At 64.7% G+C, this 15,560-nt stretch carries 14 protein-coding genes; 10 read left to right on the top strand and 4 right to left on the bottom strand.

Annotation, left to right across the window (positions count from 1 at the left end):
• The first annotated feature begins 480 nt into the window (after nt 1-480).
• From P6U30_RS01110 to P6U30_RS01100, 3 genes are all read left to right on the top strand, one after another.
• The gene (locus P6U30_RS01110) at nt 481-819 is read left to right on the top strand and encodes a P-II family nitrogen regulator (RefSeq protein WP_407149599.1); all 339 of its coding nucleotides are present in this window, start codon (nt 481-483) and stop codon (nt 817-819) included.
• 39 nt (nt 820-858) lie between these two features.
• The gene (locus P6U30_RS01105) at nt 859-2,307 is read left to right on the top strand and encodes an ammonium transporter (protein WP_407167735.1); all 1,449 of its coding nucleotides are present in this window, start codon (nt 859-861) and stop codon (nt 2,305-2,307) included.
• Between the two features lie 210 nt (nt 2,308-2,517).
• Complete coding sequence (locus tag P6U30_RS01100; protein WP_407167734.1) at nt 2,518-2,922, top strand: GFA family protein; 405 nt, start codon at nt 2,518-2,520, stop codon at nt 2,920-2,922.
• A gap of 242 nt (nt 2,923-3,164) precedes the next feature.
• On the opposite strand, the gene P6U30_RS01095 is transcribed toward P6U30_RS01100, so the two are convergent.
• A complete protein-coding gene (locus P6U30_RS01095) occupies nt 3,165-3,842 on the bottom strand; it encodes a GGDEF domain-containing protein (protein WP_407167733.1) in 678 nt (225 codons plus the stop codon).
• Nucleotides 3,843-4,212: 370 nt separating this feature from the next.
• Here P6U30_RS01095 and P6U30_RS01090 point away from each other — a divergent pair, with 370 nt between their 5' ends.
• The 4 genes from P6U30_RS01090 to P6U30_RS01075 all read left to right on the top strand — a co-directional run bounded on the left by P6U30_RS01090 (nt 4,213) and on the right by P6U30_RS01075 (nt 9,836).
• Nucleotides 4,213-5,439, top strand: coding sequence for an aminotransferase class I/II-fold pyridoxal phosphate-dependent enzyme (locus P6U30_RS01090; protein ID WP_407167732.1), 1,227 nt, complete (start codon nt 4,213-4,215; stop codon nt 5,437-5,439).
• Between the two features lie 16 nt (nt 5,440-5,455).
• On the top strand, nt 5,456-7,939 hold the full coding sequence (locus P6U30_RS01085; RefSeq protein WP_407167731.1) for a DNA translocase FtsK: 2,484 nt from the start codon (nt 5,456-5,458) through the stop codon (nt 7,937-7,939).
• A 96-nt stretch (nt 7,940-8,035) separates the two neighbouring features.
• Nucleotides 8,036-8,848, top strand: a complete 813-nt coding sequence (locus P6U30_RS01080) for an outer membrane lipoprotein carrier protein LolA (RefSeq protein ID WP_407149593.1) — start codon at nt 8,036-8,038, stop codon at nt 8,846-8,848.
• Between the two features lie 172 nt (nt 8,849-9,020).
• Entirely contained in the window at nt 9,021-9,836 is an 816-nt protein-coding gene (locus P6U30_RS01075) for an exodeoxyribonuclease III (RefSeq protein WP_407149592.1), read from the top strand.
• Nucleotides 9,837-9,891: 55 nt separating this feature from the next.
• On the opposite strand, the gene P6U30_RS01070 is transcribed toward P6U30_RS01075, so the two are convergent.
• Both P6U30_RS01070 and P6U30_RS01065 read right to left on the bottom strand, forming a co-directional pair.
• Nucleotides 9,892-10,332 carry a cyclic nucleotide-binding domain-containing protein gene (locus P6U30_RS01070; protein ID WP_407167730.1) on the bottom strand — a complete coding sequence of 147 codons (441 nt, stop codon included), beginning with the start codon at nt 10,330-10,332 and terminating at the stop codon, nt 9,892-9,894.
• A gap of 57 nt (nt 10,333-10,389) precedes the next feature.
• A complete protein-coding gene (locus P6U30_RS01065; RefSeq protein WP_280974802.1) occupies nt 10,390-11,076 on the bottom strand; it encodes a response regulator transcription factor in 687 nt (228 codons plus the stop codon).
• Between the two features lie 244 nt (nt 11,077-11,320).
• Here P6U30_RS01065 and P6U30_RS01060 point away from each other — a divergent pair, with 244 nt between their 5' ends.
• Together P6U30_RS01060 and P6U30_RS01055 are read left to right on the top strand one after the other, a co-directional pair.
• Entirely contained in the window at nt 11,321-11,860 is a 540-nt protein-coding gene (locus P6U30_RS01060) for a L,D-transpeptidase (protein WP_407167729.1), read from the top strand.
• Nucleotides 11,861-12,009: 149 nt separating this feature from the next.
• Nucleotides 12,010-12,795, top strand: a complete 786-nt coding sequence (locus tag P6U30_RS01055; protein WP_407167728.1) for a 2-keto-4-pentenoate hydratase — start codon at nt 12,010-12,012, stop codon at nt 12,793-12,795.
• A gap of 135 nt (nt 12,796-12,930) precedes the next feature.
• Here P6U30_RS01055 and P6U30_RS01050 read toward each other — a convergent pair whose 3' ends face one another.
• Nucleotides 12,931-13,635 carry a YggS family pyridoxal phosphate-dependent enzyme gene (locus tag P6U30_RS01050; protein WP_407167727.1) on the bottom strand — a complete coding sequence of 235 codons (705 nt, stop codon included), beginning with the start codon at nt 13,633-13,635 and terminating at the stop codon, nt 12,931-12,933.
• 106 nt (nt 13,636-13,741) lie between these two features.
• On the opposite strand from P6U30_RS01050, the gene P6U30_RS01045 reads away from it, so the two are divergent.
• Nucleotides 13,742-15,433 carry a diguanylate cyclase domain-containing protein gene (locus P6U30_RS01045; RefSeq protein ID WP_407167726.1) on the top strand — a complete coding sequence of 564 codons (1,692 nt, stop codon included), beginning with the start codon at nt 13,742-13,744 and terminating at the stop codon, nt 15,431-15,433.
• Nucleotides 15,434-15,560 lie beyond the last annotated feature (127 nt).

Below are 15,560 nucleotides of genomic sequence, written 5' to 3'. Positions count from 1 at the left end.
CGGGCGACAGCTCCATCGTCCCCTTCCCCCTGAAAGGGGGAAGGTCGGGATGGGGGTCCAGCCGCAGGCGACGCTGTATGCGGAGAGAGAAGATCCCCACCCGCTTTGCTCTGGCGAGCAAAGCGACCTCCCCTTTGCAAGGGGAGGTTCCGAGCCCTTCTGCAATCAAGATGAAAGTTCCGCCAGCACTTCGGCGGGCTGCTCCGCCGCTGGGCAGAATTGTGTCCGGAGTCTGTCGTGCCCGCGTTTTGAACAGGGCTGATGATATTTTAGGCGCGGCGGAATGGCGCAGTGCCGAACATCTCCCGCTAAGCGGGAAAAATTCCGGATTCATAATCCATTAGCTGAGCCGTCCGATCTGGCACGGCATTTGATTCTAAGGGTCCCGGCTGTGCCCGCGTAGTGGATGCTCTCCGCGTGGTGAACCTCAGTCGCAATTCTCCCGGTGTTTCGCGCCGGGCCCAAGCGGGGATAGGACTCATGAAAATTGTTATGGCGATCATTAAGCCATTCAAGCTCGAAGAGGTCCGTGATGCCCTGACCGCCATTGGCGTTCACGGTCTCACGGTGACGGAAGTCAAAGGCTACGGCCGTCAGAAGGGCCACACGGAAATCTATCGCGGCGCCGAATATGCGGTGAGCTTCCTGCCCAAGATCAAGATCGAGGTCGCGATCGGCTCCGATCAGGTCGACAAGACCATCGAGGCCATCACTTCAGCCGCCAAGACCGGACAGATCGGCGACGGCAAGATCTTCGTCATCAGCCTCGAGCATGCGGTGCGCATCCGCACCGGCGAGGCGGATGCCGCGGCCCTCTGATTTCGCGCTCAAACCATACGACCTCAGGAGTAAGACAACATGACGTTCAAGCGTCCCTCAGGCGCGGGACTGGCGGCCCTCGCAGTCGGCATCTTCGCCGCGACTGCCGCTCATGCCGAGCCAACCATCAACAAGGGCGACAACGCCTGGATGCTCACCTCGACGGTGCTCGTGCTGTTGATGACCATCCCGGGCCTCGCGCTGTTCTACGGCGGTCTGGTCCGTTCCAAGAACATGCTCTCGGTGCTGGCGCAGGTGTTCTACACGGTCTGCGTCGTCACCGTGCTCTGGGCCCTCTACGGCTACAGCCTCGCCTTTACCGGCGGCTCCGACTTCATCGGCGGCTTCTCCAAGGCCTTCCTGATGGGCGTGACCACGGACTCCAAGGCGGCGACCTTCTCGGTCGACGCCAACATTTCGGAACTGGTCTATGTCTGCTTCCAGATGACGTTCGCGGCGATCACGCCCGCCCTGATCGTCGGCGCCTTTGCCGAGCGCATGAAGTTCTCGGCGATCGCGCTGTTCATCCCGCTCTGGGTGACGCTGATCTACTTCCCGATCGCGCACATGGTCTGGTACTGGCCCGGTCCGGACGCGATCCAGGATGCCGCCAAGGCGCTCGCCGCGGCTGCTGACGGTGCGGCGAAGACCGCGGCCCAGGCCAAGCTCGACGAGATCAACGCCGATGCCGGCTGGATCTTCAAGAAGGGTGCGATCGACTTCGCAGGCGGCACCGTGGTGCACATCAACGCCGGCATCGCCGGCCTGGTCGGCGCGTTGCTGATCGGCAAGCGCACCGGCTACGGCAAGGAGCTGATGGCCCCGCACTCGCTGACCATGACCATGATCGGCGCCTCGCTGCTCTGGGTCGGCTGGTTCGGCTTCAATGCCGGTTCGAACCTTGAAGCCAATGGCGGCGCCGCACTCGCCATGACCAACTCCTTCGTGGCCACGGCCGCGGCGGCGCTGTCCTGGATGTTCGCCGAGTGGATCATCAAGGGCCATCCCTCGCTGCTCGGCGCGCTGTCCGGCGCGGTCGCAGGTCTCGTCGCGGTGACGCCGGCGGCCGGTTTCTCCGGTCCGATGGGCGCGATCGTGCTCGGCCTCGTGGTCGGCGTGGTCTGCCTGTTCTTCTGCACGGTCGTGAAGAACGCGCTCGGCTACGACGACTCGCTCGACGTGTTCGGCGTCCACTGCGTCGGCGGCATCGTTGGTGCGCTCGGCACCGGCATCCTGGTCAACCCGGCGCTCGGCGGTGCCGGCATCATCGACTACACCGCGATCCCGCCGAAGGTCGCCGATTACGACTTCGCCGCGCAGATGCTCTCGCAGGTTTGGGGCGTCTGCACCACGCTGGTGTGGTCGGGCATCGGCTCGGCGATCCTCTACAAGATCGTCGACGTGATCGTCGGCCTGCGCGCCAATGTCGAGACCGAGCGTGAAGGCCTCGACATCACCGAGCACACCGAGCGCGCCTACAACATGTGAGTTCTCCCGGGACGCGACCTCCCCAAGCGGTCGGTCCCAGAACTACGGTCCGGGCACATACCCGGCAATGCCCGGACCGTTGAGGGGCTCCAGCGCAAGTTGGAGCCCCTTTCTTTTTTCATTCCCTTGAGAAACTATTGTCGAAATCGACTGCCATTGTGGAACGGCAGGCCGAGAGGACAACAGAACAACAAACACAGGGAGGACGTCATGAGGGTCGAAGGCGGATGCTATTGCGGCAAGGTGCGCTACGAGGCCGAGGGCGAGCCGATGATGGCGGCGCAATGCCATTGCCGGGAATGCCAGTACATCACCGGCGGCGGGCCGAACATGTTCGTGGCGATGCCAATCGGCGGATTCAAATACACCGCGAGCGAGCCCAAGCAGTTCACGCGCAAGGATCTCAGCCGCGCCGTGACGCGCGAGTTCTGTCCCGAGTGCGGCACCCATCTGGCGACCAAAGCGCCCGGCCTCCCCGCCGCGATATTGAAGGTCGGCACCTTCGACGATCCAAAGCTGTTCAATCCACAGGTCGCGATCTACACCTGCGACAAGCAGGCCTACCACCACGTGCCCGACGGCATGCCGGCATTCGAGAAGCTGCCGGCGCACTGAGCCGCGCACATCGCGCGCGTAACCCCGGATGCAGCGCAGCGCGATCCGGGAACAGTGTCTTCGCGGGCGAGACTGCCCCGGATTTCGCTCCGCTGCGTTCCGGGTTACAGAAGATCGCTGTGCCCGTCATGGCCGGGCTTGACTCGCCATCCATCCCGCTTCGCAAGACTCTTTGCCGATTGATGGATGCCCGGGTCAAGCCGGGCATGACGAATCATGGAAGGACCGACCAAACAACCAGGTCACGCCGCGTCGCGGGCGTGCTCAACGCGATCGCGGCCATGGCGCTTGGCGCTGTAGAGCGCCTGGTCGGCCGTGCGCATCAGCTCGCCCAGCTCGAACCCACTCGCCTTGACGGTGAAGCCGATGCTGATCGTCACCGGGAGCGGCGTAACGTCATCGAGGATCGTTCGGCCTGCGCAGTCGCGGCGGATTTCCTCAGCGCGGTGCGCGGCCTGCTCACCACTGAGCCCGGTGAGAACGACGGCGAATTCCTCGCCGCCGTAGCGCGCCACCAGAGCGCCGCGCCGAATCGCGAACTGGCGCAGCACGTCGGCGATCTCGACCAGCACCCTGTCGCCGATATCGTGCCCGTAGCGGTCATTGATCGACTTGAAATGGTCGATGTCGCACATCAGCACCGCCGCCGACGCGCCATCGGCTTCCGCCCGATCGAGCGCGCTCGCGGCCGCGGCGTCGAAGCCGCGCCGGTTCAAGAGGCCGGTCAACTGATCGGTTTGGGAGATCTGCGCGAGCTCGCGGCGGGTCTGCGCCAGCTCCAGCATCAAACGCCCCGAACGATAGGACATGCCGCCGCTCAGCGACAACGCGATGAAGACGCCCGCCGTCAGTCCGAAGAGTTGCATCTGCCCGACCGTGATCGGCGCAGCGAAGTCAAAGCCGAACGCCAGCGCGACCATGGTGAACGACATCACCGCGCTCGCCACTGCTGCGACCGCCATGACCTTGCCGGTGCGGCGCACCACATCGCCGTGTGTCTCGATCTTGATGGCCATGTCCCCTGCGACTTCCGAATGGCGGATCATTCGTCCGAGGCATCTTGCCAATTGCTGAAGGAACTTGTGCAGCGCGATACGGCCTTAATGGCGGGTAAAGCGCGAGACGCAAATGCATGCTCGCTTCCGACTTTCATCGGCCCCACCTCGCAGATCACGCCGAGCCGCCGATGGTTAATCGCGTCTTAACCTCGCCCTATCTATGGTGATTGGATCAGTTTACGGTCGGCCCCTTCCCATTCCCGACCGCAGTGAAAGTGCTGGCGCTTCAAACATGGCAATGACCGCCTCATCCGGCGCGGCGCAGGGCGCCGGCAATGTCGCTTCCGCCGGCCAGTCCGAGCGTTCCCCGTTCCTGCGTACCACCGAGCTGCTGGCGCCCTACCAGCCGGCTAAACCATTGATCACGCTGTCATTGGGCGAACCGCAGCACCCGGTTCCCGATTTCGTCGGGCCGGTGCTGGCAAAGCATACCGCCGAGTTCGGCCGCTACCCGATCGCCAAGGGCATCGAGCCGTTCCGCCGGGCGGTCGCGACTTGGCTGTCGAGCCGGTTCCGGCTGCCGCGCCCGGTTGATCCCGAGAGCGAGGTTCTGGTGCTGAACGGCAGCCGCGAGGGGCTGTTTTTCGCCGCGATCACCGCGGCACGCTATGTCGCCCCGCGCAAGGGACGGCCGGCGATCCTGATGCCGAACCCATTTTATCCCGCCTATGGCGCCGGCGCCCGCGCCGCCGGCTGCGAGCAGATCTATCTGCCGACCACGCTCGCCAACGGCTTCCTGCCCGATCTCGATGCGATCGACGAAGCGACGCTGGCGCGCACCGTAGCTTTCTTCATCGCCTCGCCCGCCAACCCGCAAGGTTCGGTCGCCTCGCGCGCCTACTTCACCCGTCTGAAGGAGCTCGCCGACCGCTTTGGCTTCATGATTCTCAGCGACGAGTGCTACTCGGAGATCTACACCCGCGAGGCGCCGGGCAGTGCATTGGAATGTGCCGGGCCCGACTTCACCAATGTGGTCGCGTTCCAGTCGCTGTCGAAACGCTCCAACCTGCCGGGCATGCGGGTCGGCTTCGCCGCCGGCGACAAAAAGTTTTTGGCCGCGTTCCATGAGCTACGCAACGTCGCCGCGCCACAAGTGCCGGTGCCGCTGCAGCATGTCGCGGTCGCCGCCTATAGCGACGAGGCGCATGTCGAGGAGAACCGCCGGCTCTATCGCATCAAATTCGATCTCGCCGATCAGATCCTCGGCAACCGCTACGGCTACAAGCGCCCAGCAGGCGGCTTCTGCGTCTGGCTCGACGTCTCGCAGCGCGGCGGCGACGAGGCCGCTGCGATCAGACTCTATCGCGACGCCGGCGTCCGCGTGATCCCCGGCAGCTATCTGGCGCGCGAGCAGAACGACGGTTCCAACCCGGGCGCGGGCTATATCCGACTCGCGCTTGTCTCCGACAGTGAATCCACGGCCGAGGCGTTGCACCGGCTGGTCGAAACTCTGGATTAATCGCGAAGCGCGAAGATTGAGCATGGCAGCGATCGAACGTGTCATCCCCCTGGTCGGCCATTTGCCGCACTCCATGCGCGAGTCGCTGGCGCGGCGGCTGCGTGAGCTGACCGGGCTCGGGCTGATCGCGCTCGCCGGCGTCGTCGCCGCGGCGCTGATGACGTGGTCGGTGCAGGATCCCTCTCTGAGCCACGCCACCTCGCGCGCGATCCGCAACGTCGTCGGCTATCCCGGCGCGATCGGCGCCGATCTGCTGATGCAGATCCTCGGGCTCGGCGCAATCATGCTGATGCTGCCGGTCGCGGTGTGGGGCTGGCGGATGCTGACGCATCGCCCGTTCGACCGCGAGGCGCTGCGGCTCGGCTGCTGGGTGCTGTGCACGGCGATCGCGGCGGGGTTTGCGAGCTGCTGGCCGCACAACACTGCGTGGCCGCTACCGACCGGGCTCGGCGGCGTGGTCGGCGATGCGCTGGTGCGCGCGCCCGCCGTGGTGTTCGGGCCGCCCGGCTTCATCTATCGCGTCGTGCTCGGACTCATCCTGTTTATCGCGATGGCCGGCTGCTTCCTGTTCGCCTGCGGCTGGGGCGCCAAGGAAAGCGATCCGGAGCTGACCGAGATCACCGACGACGACGAGCCGTTCGTCGAGGAGGAAGAGGAGAACGATCGCAGCTCGATCTCGCTCGGCTGGCTGTTCCACGCGATGATGAGCGCCAAGGCGCGGCTCGGCTGGCTGCTCACCAAAGCCTATAAATCGCTGGTCTCGAGCGCGCCGCAGGGCCGCGCTGCGGCGTTCGAGCGTCAGGAGCCCAATCTCGGCGGCGGCCGCGCCGCGCCGTCGATCGCGCCCGTGGCCGAGGACGACGACGAGGACGTCGAGCACGACACCGACGCTTTCGACGACGACGAGGAGGAAGAGGAGGAGGCTCCCGTTTCCCGCGCCCCGCGCAAGAAGGCCGAGCCGCGCGTCAAGAAAAAATCCTCCGACAAGTTCGAATTGCCGTCCGTCTCCGTGCTCACCGCGCCGAAGGCGAGCGACCGCCAGCCGCTCAGCAAGGCCGAGCTGGAAAATAATTCGCGCGCGCTGGAAGGCGTGCTGCAGGATTTCGGCGTGCGCGGCGAAATCGTCAAAGCCAATCCCGGTCCGGTCGTCACCCTGTACGAACTCGAGCCTGCGCCCGGCATCAAGTCGTCGCGCGTGATCGGCCTGTCCGACGACATCGCGCGCTCGATGAGTGCGCTGTCGGCTCGCGTCGCCGTGGTCGCCGGGCGCAACGCGATCGGCATCGAGCTGCCGAACGCGCACCGCGAGAAGGTGTATCTGCGCGAGCTGCTGGTCGCGAAGGAGAGCACCGAGTCGGTCGCCAAGCTGCCGCTGTGTCTCGGCAAGACGATCGGCGGCGATCCTGTCATCATCGATCTCGCGCGCACGCCGCACATGCTGATCGCCGGCACCACCGGCTCCGGCAAATCGGTCGCGATCAACACCATGATCCTCAGCCTGGTCTACCGGCTGCGCCCGGATCAGTGCCGCCTGATCATGGTCGATCCGAAGATGCTCGAACTCTCCGTCTATGACGGCATCCCGCATCTGCTCACGCCAGTCGTCACCGATCCGAAGAAGGCGGTGGTGGCGTTGAAATGGGCCGTGCGCGAGATGGAAGAGCGCTACAAGAAGATGGCCAAGCTCGGCGTGCGCAACATCGACGGCTACAATGCGCGCTTGGTCGAGGCCAGGGGCAAGGGCGAGGAGCTGACGCGCACCGTGCACACCGGCTTCGACAAGGAGACCGGCAAGGCGATCTACGAGGAAGAGAAGCTCGACCTCGACCCGTTGCCCTACATCGTCATCATCGTCGACGAGATGGCCGACCTGATGATGGTCGCCGGCAAGGACATCGAAGGCGCGGTGCAGCGCCTCGCTCAGATGGCACGCGCCGCCGGCCTGCATGTGATCCTGGCCACGCAGCGTCCGTCGGTCGACGTCATCACCGGCACGATCAAGGCGAACTTCCCGACGCGCATCGCCTTCCAGGTGACGTCGAAGATCGACAGCCGCACGATCTTGGGTGAAATGGGTGCCGAGCAACTGCTCGGCCAGGGCGACATGCTCTACATGGCGGGCGGCGGCCGCATCAGTCGCGTGCACGGCCCGTTCGCCTCCGACGAGGAAGTCGAGAAGGTGGTGCGTCATTTGAAGACGCAGGGCCAGCCGGAATATCTGGAAGCGGTGACCGCGGAAGAGCCGACCGACGAGGACGGCGCGGTGTTCGATTCCACCGGCATGGGTGGGGACGGCGGCGGCGACCTGTTCACGCAGGCAGTCGCGATCGTCAAGCGCGATCGCAAGGCGTCAACCTCCTACATTCAGCGCCGCCTGCAAATCGGCTATAACCGCGCCGCATCGCTCATGGAGCGGATGGAACTTGAGGGCATCGTCGGCCCGGCGAATCACGCCGGAAAGCGCGAAATTCTGGTCGGCGAAGAAGAAGGCCAGTTCTGATCTGAGATCATCACGGAAAAACCATATCTCCCTCGGATGAGGCGCTATAGGATCGCTCAAGCGGGACGAGCGTCGAACAGAGACCTGACATATCTGATGGAAAAGCATCTCACTCACCGCGGCATGCGCTACGCGCTGGCGCTCCTCGTCTCCGCCGCGATCGCCGGTACCACCATGACCGCGGTGGACGCCCAGAACGTCCCGACGCCGAAGCCTGCGCCCAAGAAGGGCCGGGACGCCGGCACGCAGATGAGCGCGCAGGACAAGGGCCCGCAGACCACGGGCACGACCCAGGAGCCGACGCCGATCATCCCCGATCCGCGTCGCAACGTGCCCGCCAGTATCTTCCAGACCTTCGACGCCAACCAGAAGGCGCAAGCTGCGAAGGTCTCGGCTTACCTGTCGTCGCTGCAAACGCTGGTCGGAAATTTCGTCCAGGTCGGGCCCGACGGCACCAAGACCAAGGGCGATTTCTACATCCAGAAGCCCGGCAAGGTGCGCTTCGAATATGATGATCCGAGCCCGGTCGAGATCATCGCCGACGGCTCGTCGGTCGCGGTACGCGACCGCAGGCTCGCGACCCAGGACATCTATCCGCTGTCGCAGACTCCGCTGCGTTACCTGCTGTCCGACCGCATCGACCTGATGAAGGACACCAATGTCGTCAGCGTCACCGCCGACGACGTGTACGTCAGCGTCACCATCGAGGAGAAGCAGGCACTGGTCGGCACCTCCCGGCTGATGCTCATGGTCGGCGCCAAGGACGGCAAGCTGAAGCAGTGGACCGTCACCGATCCGCAAGGCTACGACACCACGGTTGCCGTCTACAATCTCGACGCGACCCAGAAGCCCGATCCGTCGCTGTTCAAGATCGATTTCACGACCTACCCGGGCACCTCGCCGGGGTAGCCGATTCGCGTGGGATGGGTAGAGCGTCAGCGAAACCCATCGCAATCGTGTGGCGATACGGCAATGATGGGGTTCGCTTCGCTCTACCCACCCTACGCTCGTCACGCACCACGGATCCCGGCCTGTGGACAATTGAAATCCGCGGGGCGAACCGTGCTAAGACGCGGCTCCCATGCGTTTCACCGTCACAACCTGGAACATCAATTCGGTGCGGCTCCGCATCGATACCGTCGCCAAGTTCATCAAGGCGGCGCGGCCGGACGTGCTGTGCCTGCAGGAGACCAAATGCATCGACGACGCGTTTCCGCTGAAGCGCTTCAAGCGGCTCGGCTATGAGCACGTCGCGCTGAACGGGCAGAAGGGCTATCACGGCGTCGCCATCATCTCGAAGCTGCCGTTCGACAGCACCGACATCAGGACCTTCTGCGACAAGATCGATTCGCGTCACATCTCGGTGTCGTTCGGCGAGAAGGCGCAGCTCGCAAAGCCGCTGGTGCTGCATAATTTCTACGTGCCGGCCGGCGGCGACATCCCCGATCCCGCGCTCAATCCGAAGTTCGAGCACAAGCTGCAATTCCTCGACGAGATGAAAGCCTGCGAGCCGCTGCATCCGCGCGGCGACGACCGCCACATCCTGGTCGGCGACCTCAACGTCGCGCCGCATGAGAACGACGTGTGGTCGCACAAGCAGCTCCTGAAGATCGTCTCGCACACGCCGATCGAGACCGAGAAGCTACTCGCCGCGCAGATGCACGGCGAATGGTTCGACGTCGCGCGCGAGCGGATTCCGATGTCGGAAAAGGTCTACACCTGGTGGAGCTACCGCGCCGCCGACTGGACCGTGGGCGACCGCGGCCGCAGGCTGGATCACATCTGGGTCTCGCGCGCGCTGAAGGACCAGGTCAGTGATTTCAAGATCACCCGCGACGCCCGCGGCTGGGAGCGGCCGTCCGACCACGTGCCGGTGACCGCGGTGCTGGAGGTCTGAGGCGAGGCTGCGGCCGGTGGAGCATGCGGCGCGGCCGTCAATTCAATTTCACCAGCTACGTATTCAGCTTCGCGCCCGCCATCAGGATATCGCTCGCGAGCTGGCTCGTGCGTGTCGCGAGGTCGTCGCGCAGCCGTCGCGCCGCGGCGGGGTCGCTTTCCAGCACGCGCTGGAACAGGCTGCGCGCGATGCGAATCACGGAAGCGCGTTCGAGCGCGGTTGCGGTCGAGGGTCGCTTCATCGCCACGATCAGCGCGAGCTCGCCGATCAGCGCGCCGGGGCCGGCGACGATCTCGGCGCCGCCTTCCTCGACGCGGAACGTCCCGCTCTGCACGACATAGCCGGCGTCGGCCGCGTCGCCCGCCTTGAACAGCACGTCACCATCTTCGAAATCGCGTTGCTCGGAGCCGATCGCCAGCATGCGCAAGGAGGTACCACCCAACAGACGCATCGTCGGGACCCGCTCGAGCAGGGCTACATCATCATCGATCGACATTCAGGGTCGGGAACCGGAGTGCGCCTCGATTTCACGAATCGTCAAGCGCAAAGCGTATCACGGCACCAGCTTGTAGCCACCGGCTTCGGTGACCAGGATTTCCGGGTTGGCCGCGTCCTTCTCGATCTTCTGGCGCAGGCGATAGATGTGGGTTTCCAGCGTGTGGGTGGTGACGCCGGAATTGTAGCCCCAGACCTCCTGCAGCAAGGTCTCGCGCGACACCGGCATCTGGCCGGCGCGATAGAGGAAGCGGAGGATCGCGGTCTCCTTCTCGGTCAGCCGCACCTTCTTGGCATTGGCGCCGGTGAGCATCTTCGAGCCGGGCCGGAAAGAGTAGGGGCCGACCGAGAACACCGCGTCCTCGCTGGCCTCGTGCTGGCGAAGCTGCGCCCGGATCCGGGCCAGCAGCACCGCAAATCGAAACGGCTTTGCCACGTAATCATTGGCGCCGGATTCCAGGCCCAGGATGGTGTCCGAATCAGTGTCGTGGCCGGTGAGCATGATGATCGGGGCCTTGAAGCCGCCCTTGCGTAATGAGCGCACCACCTCGCGGCCGTCGGTATCCGGCAGGCCGACATCCATCAGGACCAGATCGGGGGAGTTGGCTTTGGCAGCGCTGGCGCCCTTGGCGCCGGTATCGACTGCGGAGGCCTCGAATTCCTCGTGCAGCGACAGTTGCTCGACCAGCGTATCGCGCAGATCGGTATCGTCATCCACGATCAAGATCTTGCGGGCATTGGCCATTGGTACAATCCTTCGGGGGCGGCGGGGCGGACAGAAGCTGGGACGCTCATGGCCGAGACTTGGGGTAGATATGGGTTCAGGTAGGCGATTGTTACCGATTCACAAGGCAAGGGTAGTTTATCGCAAAATCGGCAAGCGGGAGGTGAATGTCCTGTAACCCTGCCAGATAGATCAATTGGGGCTGCCAAGGCAAGTTTGGATTGGAATGATTCTTAGGGGAAGGCGAGCTATTTCAATCACTTATATGACAGATGCACGTGATCGCCCGCTCTCCGCCATTCACGTCCATCGCGCCGCCGGAGACCCGCGCCGGGGCTGGCTGAGCGCCGATGGCTGGACGGTGCCGGTCGCGCTCGGACGTGGCGGCATTCTGGCCAACAAGCGCGAGGGCGACGGCGGCACGCCGCGCGGCGTCTTTCATCCCCGGCGGCTGTGGTGGCGCGCCGACCGCCACTTGCGGCCGAAGACGTTCCTGCCGACCCGGCCGATCCGCCCCGAGGATGCCTGGTGCGAGGATCCGCGGGATCGTCATTACAACCAGCCGATCCGCCTCGACGGCGCGGAGCCCGGCGACCGCCTGACCCGCGCTGATCACCTCTACGACTTCATTGTCGAAATCGACCACAACGCCGCGCCGCGCATCGTTGGCCGTGGCAGCGCGGTGTTCCTGCACCTGGCGCGCCCCAATTTCTCGCCGACCGCCGGCTGCGTCTCGATGACGAAAATGTCGATGCTGCGTGTGTTGCGACGGATGAGTCCGCGGACGAAGATCATTATTGGGTAGTCTGCCATCTACCCTCATGGTGAGGAGCGCGCAGCGCGTCTCGAACCATGAGGCCCCGTCTGCGGCCTACATCCTTCGAGACGCCGCTCCGCGGCTCCTCTGGATGAGGGGTAGCAGCCAACACGATCGCTCCATTCAGGAATTCGACAATGCTCGACGCCGATCAAATCGCCACCGCATCAAGGATGTTGCACCAACACTGGCGCGCCGGCACCAAGCTCGGCGCGCTCGACACCGCGCTTCGGCCGCGCGACCGCGCCGAGGGTTACGCCGTGCAGGCTGCGCTGGAGAAGACGTCGCGTGAAAAGCTGTTCGGCTGGAAGATCGCGGCGACCAGCGAGGCCGGCCAGAAGCACATCAACGTCGCCGCCCCCTTGGCTGGGCGCATCCTTGCCGAGACCGTGATCGCCGATGGCGGCACGGCATCGATGACGGGCAACGAAATGCGCGTCGGCGAGCCGGAATTCGCCTTCCGGATGGCGCGCGATCTGCCGCCGCGTGCGGCGCCCTACAGCGTGCAGGAGGTGCTCGACGCGGTCGGCACGCTGCATCCCGCAATCGAGATTCCGGATTCGCGCTTCGCCGATTTCACCATAGCCGGCGAAGCGCAGTTGATCGCCGACAATGCCTGCGCGCATCTGTTTGTGCTTGGGCCAGCGACCTCAGCCAACTGGCGCGCGATGGATCTGATCGAGGAGCGGCCGACCATCGCGCTGCGTGGTCAGCACTACACCGGCCACGGCAAGAACGTGCTCGGCGATCCCCGCGTGGCGCTGGCATGGTGCGCCAACGAACTGCGCGGACTCGGGCTGACGTTGCGGGCAGGGGAGGTGGTCACCACCGGCACCTGCCACCCGCCGCTGCCGATTGCAGCCGGTGATGTCTTCGCGGCGGATTTCGGCGTGCTCGGAAAAGTGTCGGTGCGGTTCGAATAGACGCCACACAAGCGATGTCGTCCCTGCGAAAGCAGGGACCCATAACCACCGAGCTTAATTGTTGCGCGCTGATCTAACCGTGTGCCCTTTGCGATGGCCGCGGAGTATGGGTCCCTGCCTTCGCAGGGGCGACAGCTAACCGTGCGGCACCGTCCGCGCCCCGAAAATCGCCGAGCCCACGCGCACATGGGTGGCGCCCATCTGGATTGCCACCGCGAAATCCGCGCTCATCCCCATCGAGAGGCTGGTCAGGCCGTTCCGTGCAGCGATCTTGGCGCAGAGTGCGAAATGCGGCGCCGGCGCCTGGTCGACCGGCGGGATGCACATCAGCCCCGAGATCTGCAAAGCGTACTTCTCGCGGCACGCGGCGATGAACGCATCGGCGTCGTGCGGTGCGACGCCGGCCTTCTGCGGCTCCTCGCCGGTGTTGATCTGCACGAACAATTCCGGCTGCTTGTGCTGGGATTTGATTTCCTTGGCTAATGCTTCGCAAATGCTCGGACGATCGACGGAGTGGATCGCATCGAACAGCGCAACGGCCTCCTTGGCCTTGTTCGACTGCAAGGGCCCGATCAGATGCAGCGCCAGTCCGGGATGGGACTGCATCAATGCCGGCCACTTGCCCTTCGCCTCCTGCACGCGATTTTCGCCGAACACGCGCTGCCCCGCATCGATGATGGGTGAAATGGCGTCGGCCGGGAACGTCTTCGACACCGCGATCAGCGTCACCGAGGCGCGATCGCGACGCGCTTCCTTGCACGCGCGCACGACCTCCTGCTCGACGGCGGCGAGGCCGTTTGGTGAATGAGCTGTTAACGGCGTGGTCGGGCTTTGCGGCATGTTTGTATCGTTTTCTGACGGACCGGGGGGTTGGGTCGAATTTTACCAAATTCGGGAAAGGCTTTTTGAAGCCCTTCATTCTACCTTGGCGCCGGGCAAGGGAAAAATGTCGCGCACGATTTTCAACCGCAACCGGGTGAAACTCAAGAAGCTTCTGGGCATTCGTGCCCGGCTGGCTTTGCTTGCGATGCTGCTGGTCGTTCCCCTGATGCTCGATCGAGTCGGTACGCTGAACGCATTCCGCACCAAGCAGATCGCGCAGGCGGCGCAAGTCTACGCCAATCTGACCAGCCATGCCGCCGAAACCCAGCGCGAGGTGGTTTCCTCTGTCGAGACCATGCTGAAGTCGGCCGCCTATATCCGAGCTTCCGGCGGCATCGCGCGGAGCTGCGAGGTGCTGCGCGCAAGCCTGCCGACGGTCCTGCCATGGATCCGCAGCATCATGTTCGCGTCCCGCGACGGCGTCGTGCAATGCTCCACGCTCAATGCCCAGGTCGGGATCAATCTCGGCGACCGCGACTATTTCAAGAAGGCGCAGGACACACGCGGCTTCGTCTTCAGCGATTATTTGTTCGGCAAGACCAACGGCCGTGCGATGATGATGGCGGCCTATCCGGTGGCCGCGATCAATCCGGAGGAAGATGCCGTCGTCGTCGCCGGCATCAACATCGACTGGCTGTCGCAAATCATGGGCAATCTCGGCGGACAACCGGGCATGTCGGCGGTGCTGGTCGACAGCACCGGCGTCGTGATCGCCGCACCACCGGACCATGCGAGCCTGGTCGGGCGCTCGCTCGACACTGTTCCGCTGATGGCAGCGATCGCGGAGAAGGCGCTGAGCTACGACGAGCCTGCAGGCTCGGTGTCGTTCACGGCGACCGATGGCGCGGAGCGCACGCTGAGCTTCGCCCGCATCGCCGGAACGCAGTCACGGCTGATCGTGAGCATGGATGAAGCCAAGGTGACGGCGGCGATCAATCGCGAGATCCGCACCGCCTATCTGCAGCTCGGCTTCGTCTGCTTGTTCGTGCTGTTGGGCGCGCTGGTCGGCGCGGAGAAGCTCATCATCAGGCCGATCGAAGTGATGACCGGCATGGCACGCCGGTTCGGGGAGGGCGATTGGTCGGCGCGCGTCGCCAAGCACAAGCTGCCGTCGGAGTTCGTTCCACTGGCGCGCGCCTTCAATGCGATGGCCGCGCAGCTCAGCCAGCGCGAGCGCGAGCTGCTTGCCTCCAATGACCGCCTCACGGTGATGGCCTCGATCGACGCGCTGTCCGGCCTTGCCAACCGGCGCGGCTTCCAGAGCCGGCTCGACTTCGAGTGGATGAAGTCGCAGCAATATGACTGCGCGCTCTCGCTGCTGATGATCGATGTCGATCACTTCAAGCTCTACAACGACACCTACGGTCATCCCGAAGGCGACACCTGTCTCACCAGGATCGGCGAAACGCTGTCCGGCATCGCCGCCGACACGATGGGCTTTGCCGGCCGCTACGGCGGCGAGGAATTCTGCCTGCTGCTGCCGAACGCCGACACGGCGAGGGCGCTCGCGGTCGGCGAGACCGTGCGCACCGCGGTCCTCGGGCTTGCGGTGCCGCACTCGACCTCGAGCCATGCCATCGTCACCGTCAGCGTCGGCGTCGCGACGACGAAGCCGAACGACACCGTCCGTCCCGGCGATCTGATCGAAGCCGCCGACGCCGCGCTCTATGCCGCGAAACGCGGCGGCCGCAACGCGGTGGTCGAGCATGGCTTCGTGCAGAAGCTCGACGAAGCGGGGATGGCGCTGGCGAGTTGAGCCTCGGAGCACTAGGCCGGGACGACGCAGTGGAGCGAGCCGCGGCCTCTCGGCTCCAGCACCGGCGTCTCTGGAACACTGGGTCACCCTCCTTCGCGGGTGACGACACCGAGCAAGTTCCTTCAGG

The organism is Bradyrhizobium sp. ORS 111, from assembly GCF_045571485.1.
Taxonomy (GTDB): Bacteria; Pseudomonadota; Alphaproteobacteria; order Rhizobiales; family Xanthobacteraceae; genus Bradyrhizobium.
The sequence above is the reverse complement of the archived record's forward strand: the minus strand, read 5'-3'. Positions and strand labels throughout refer to the sequence as shown.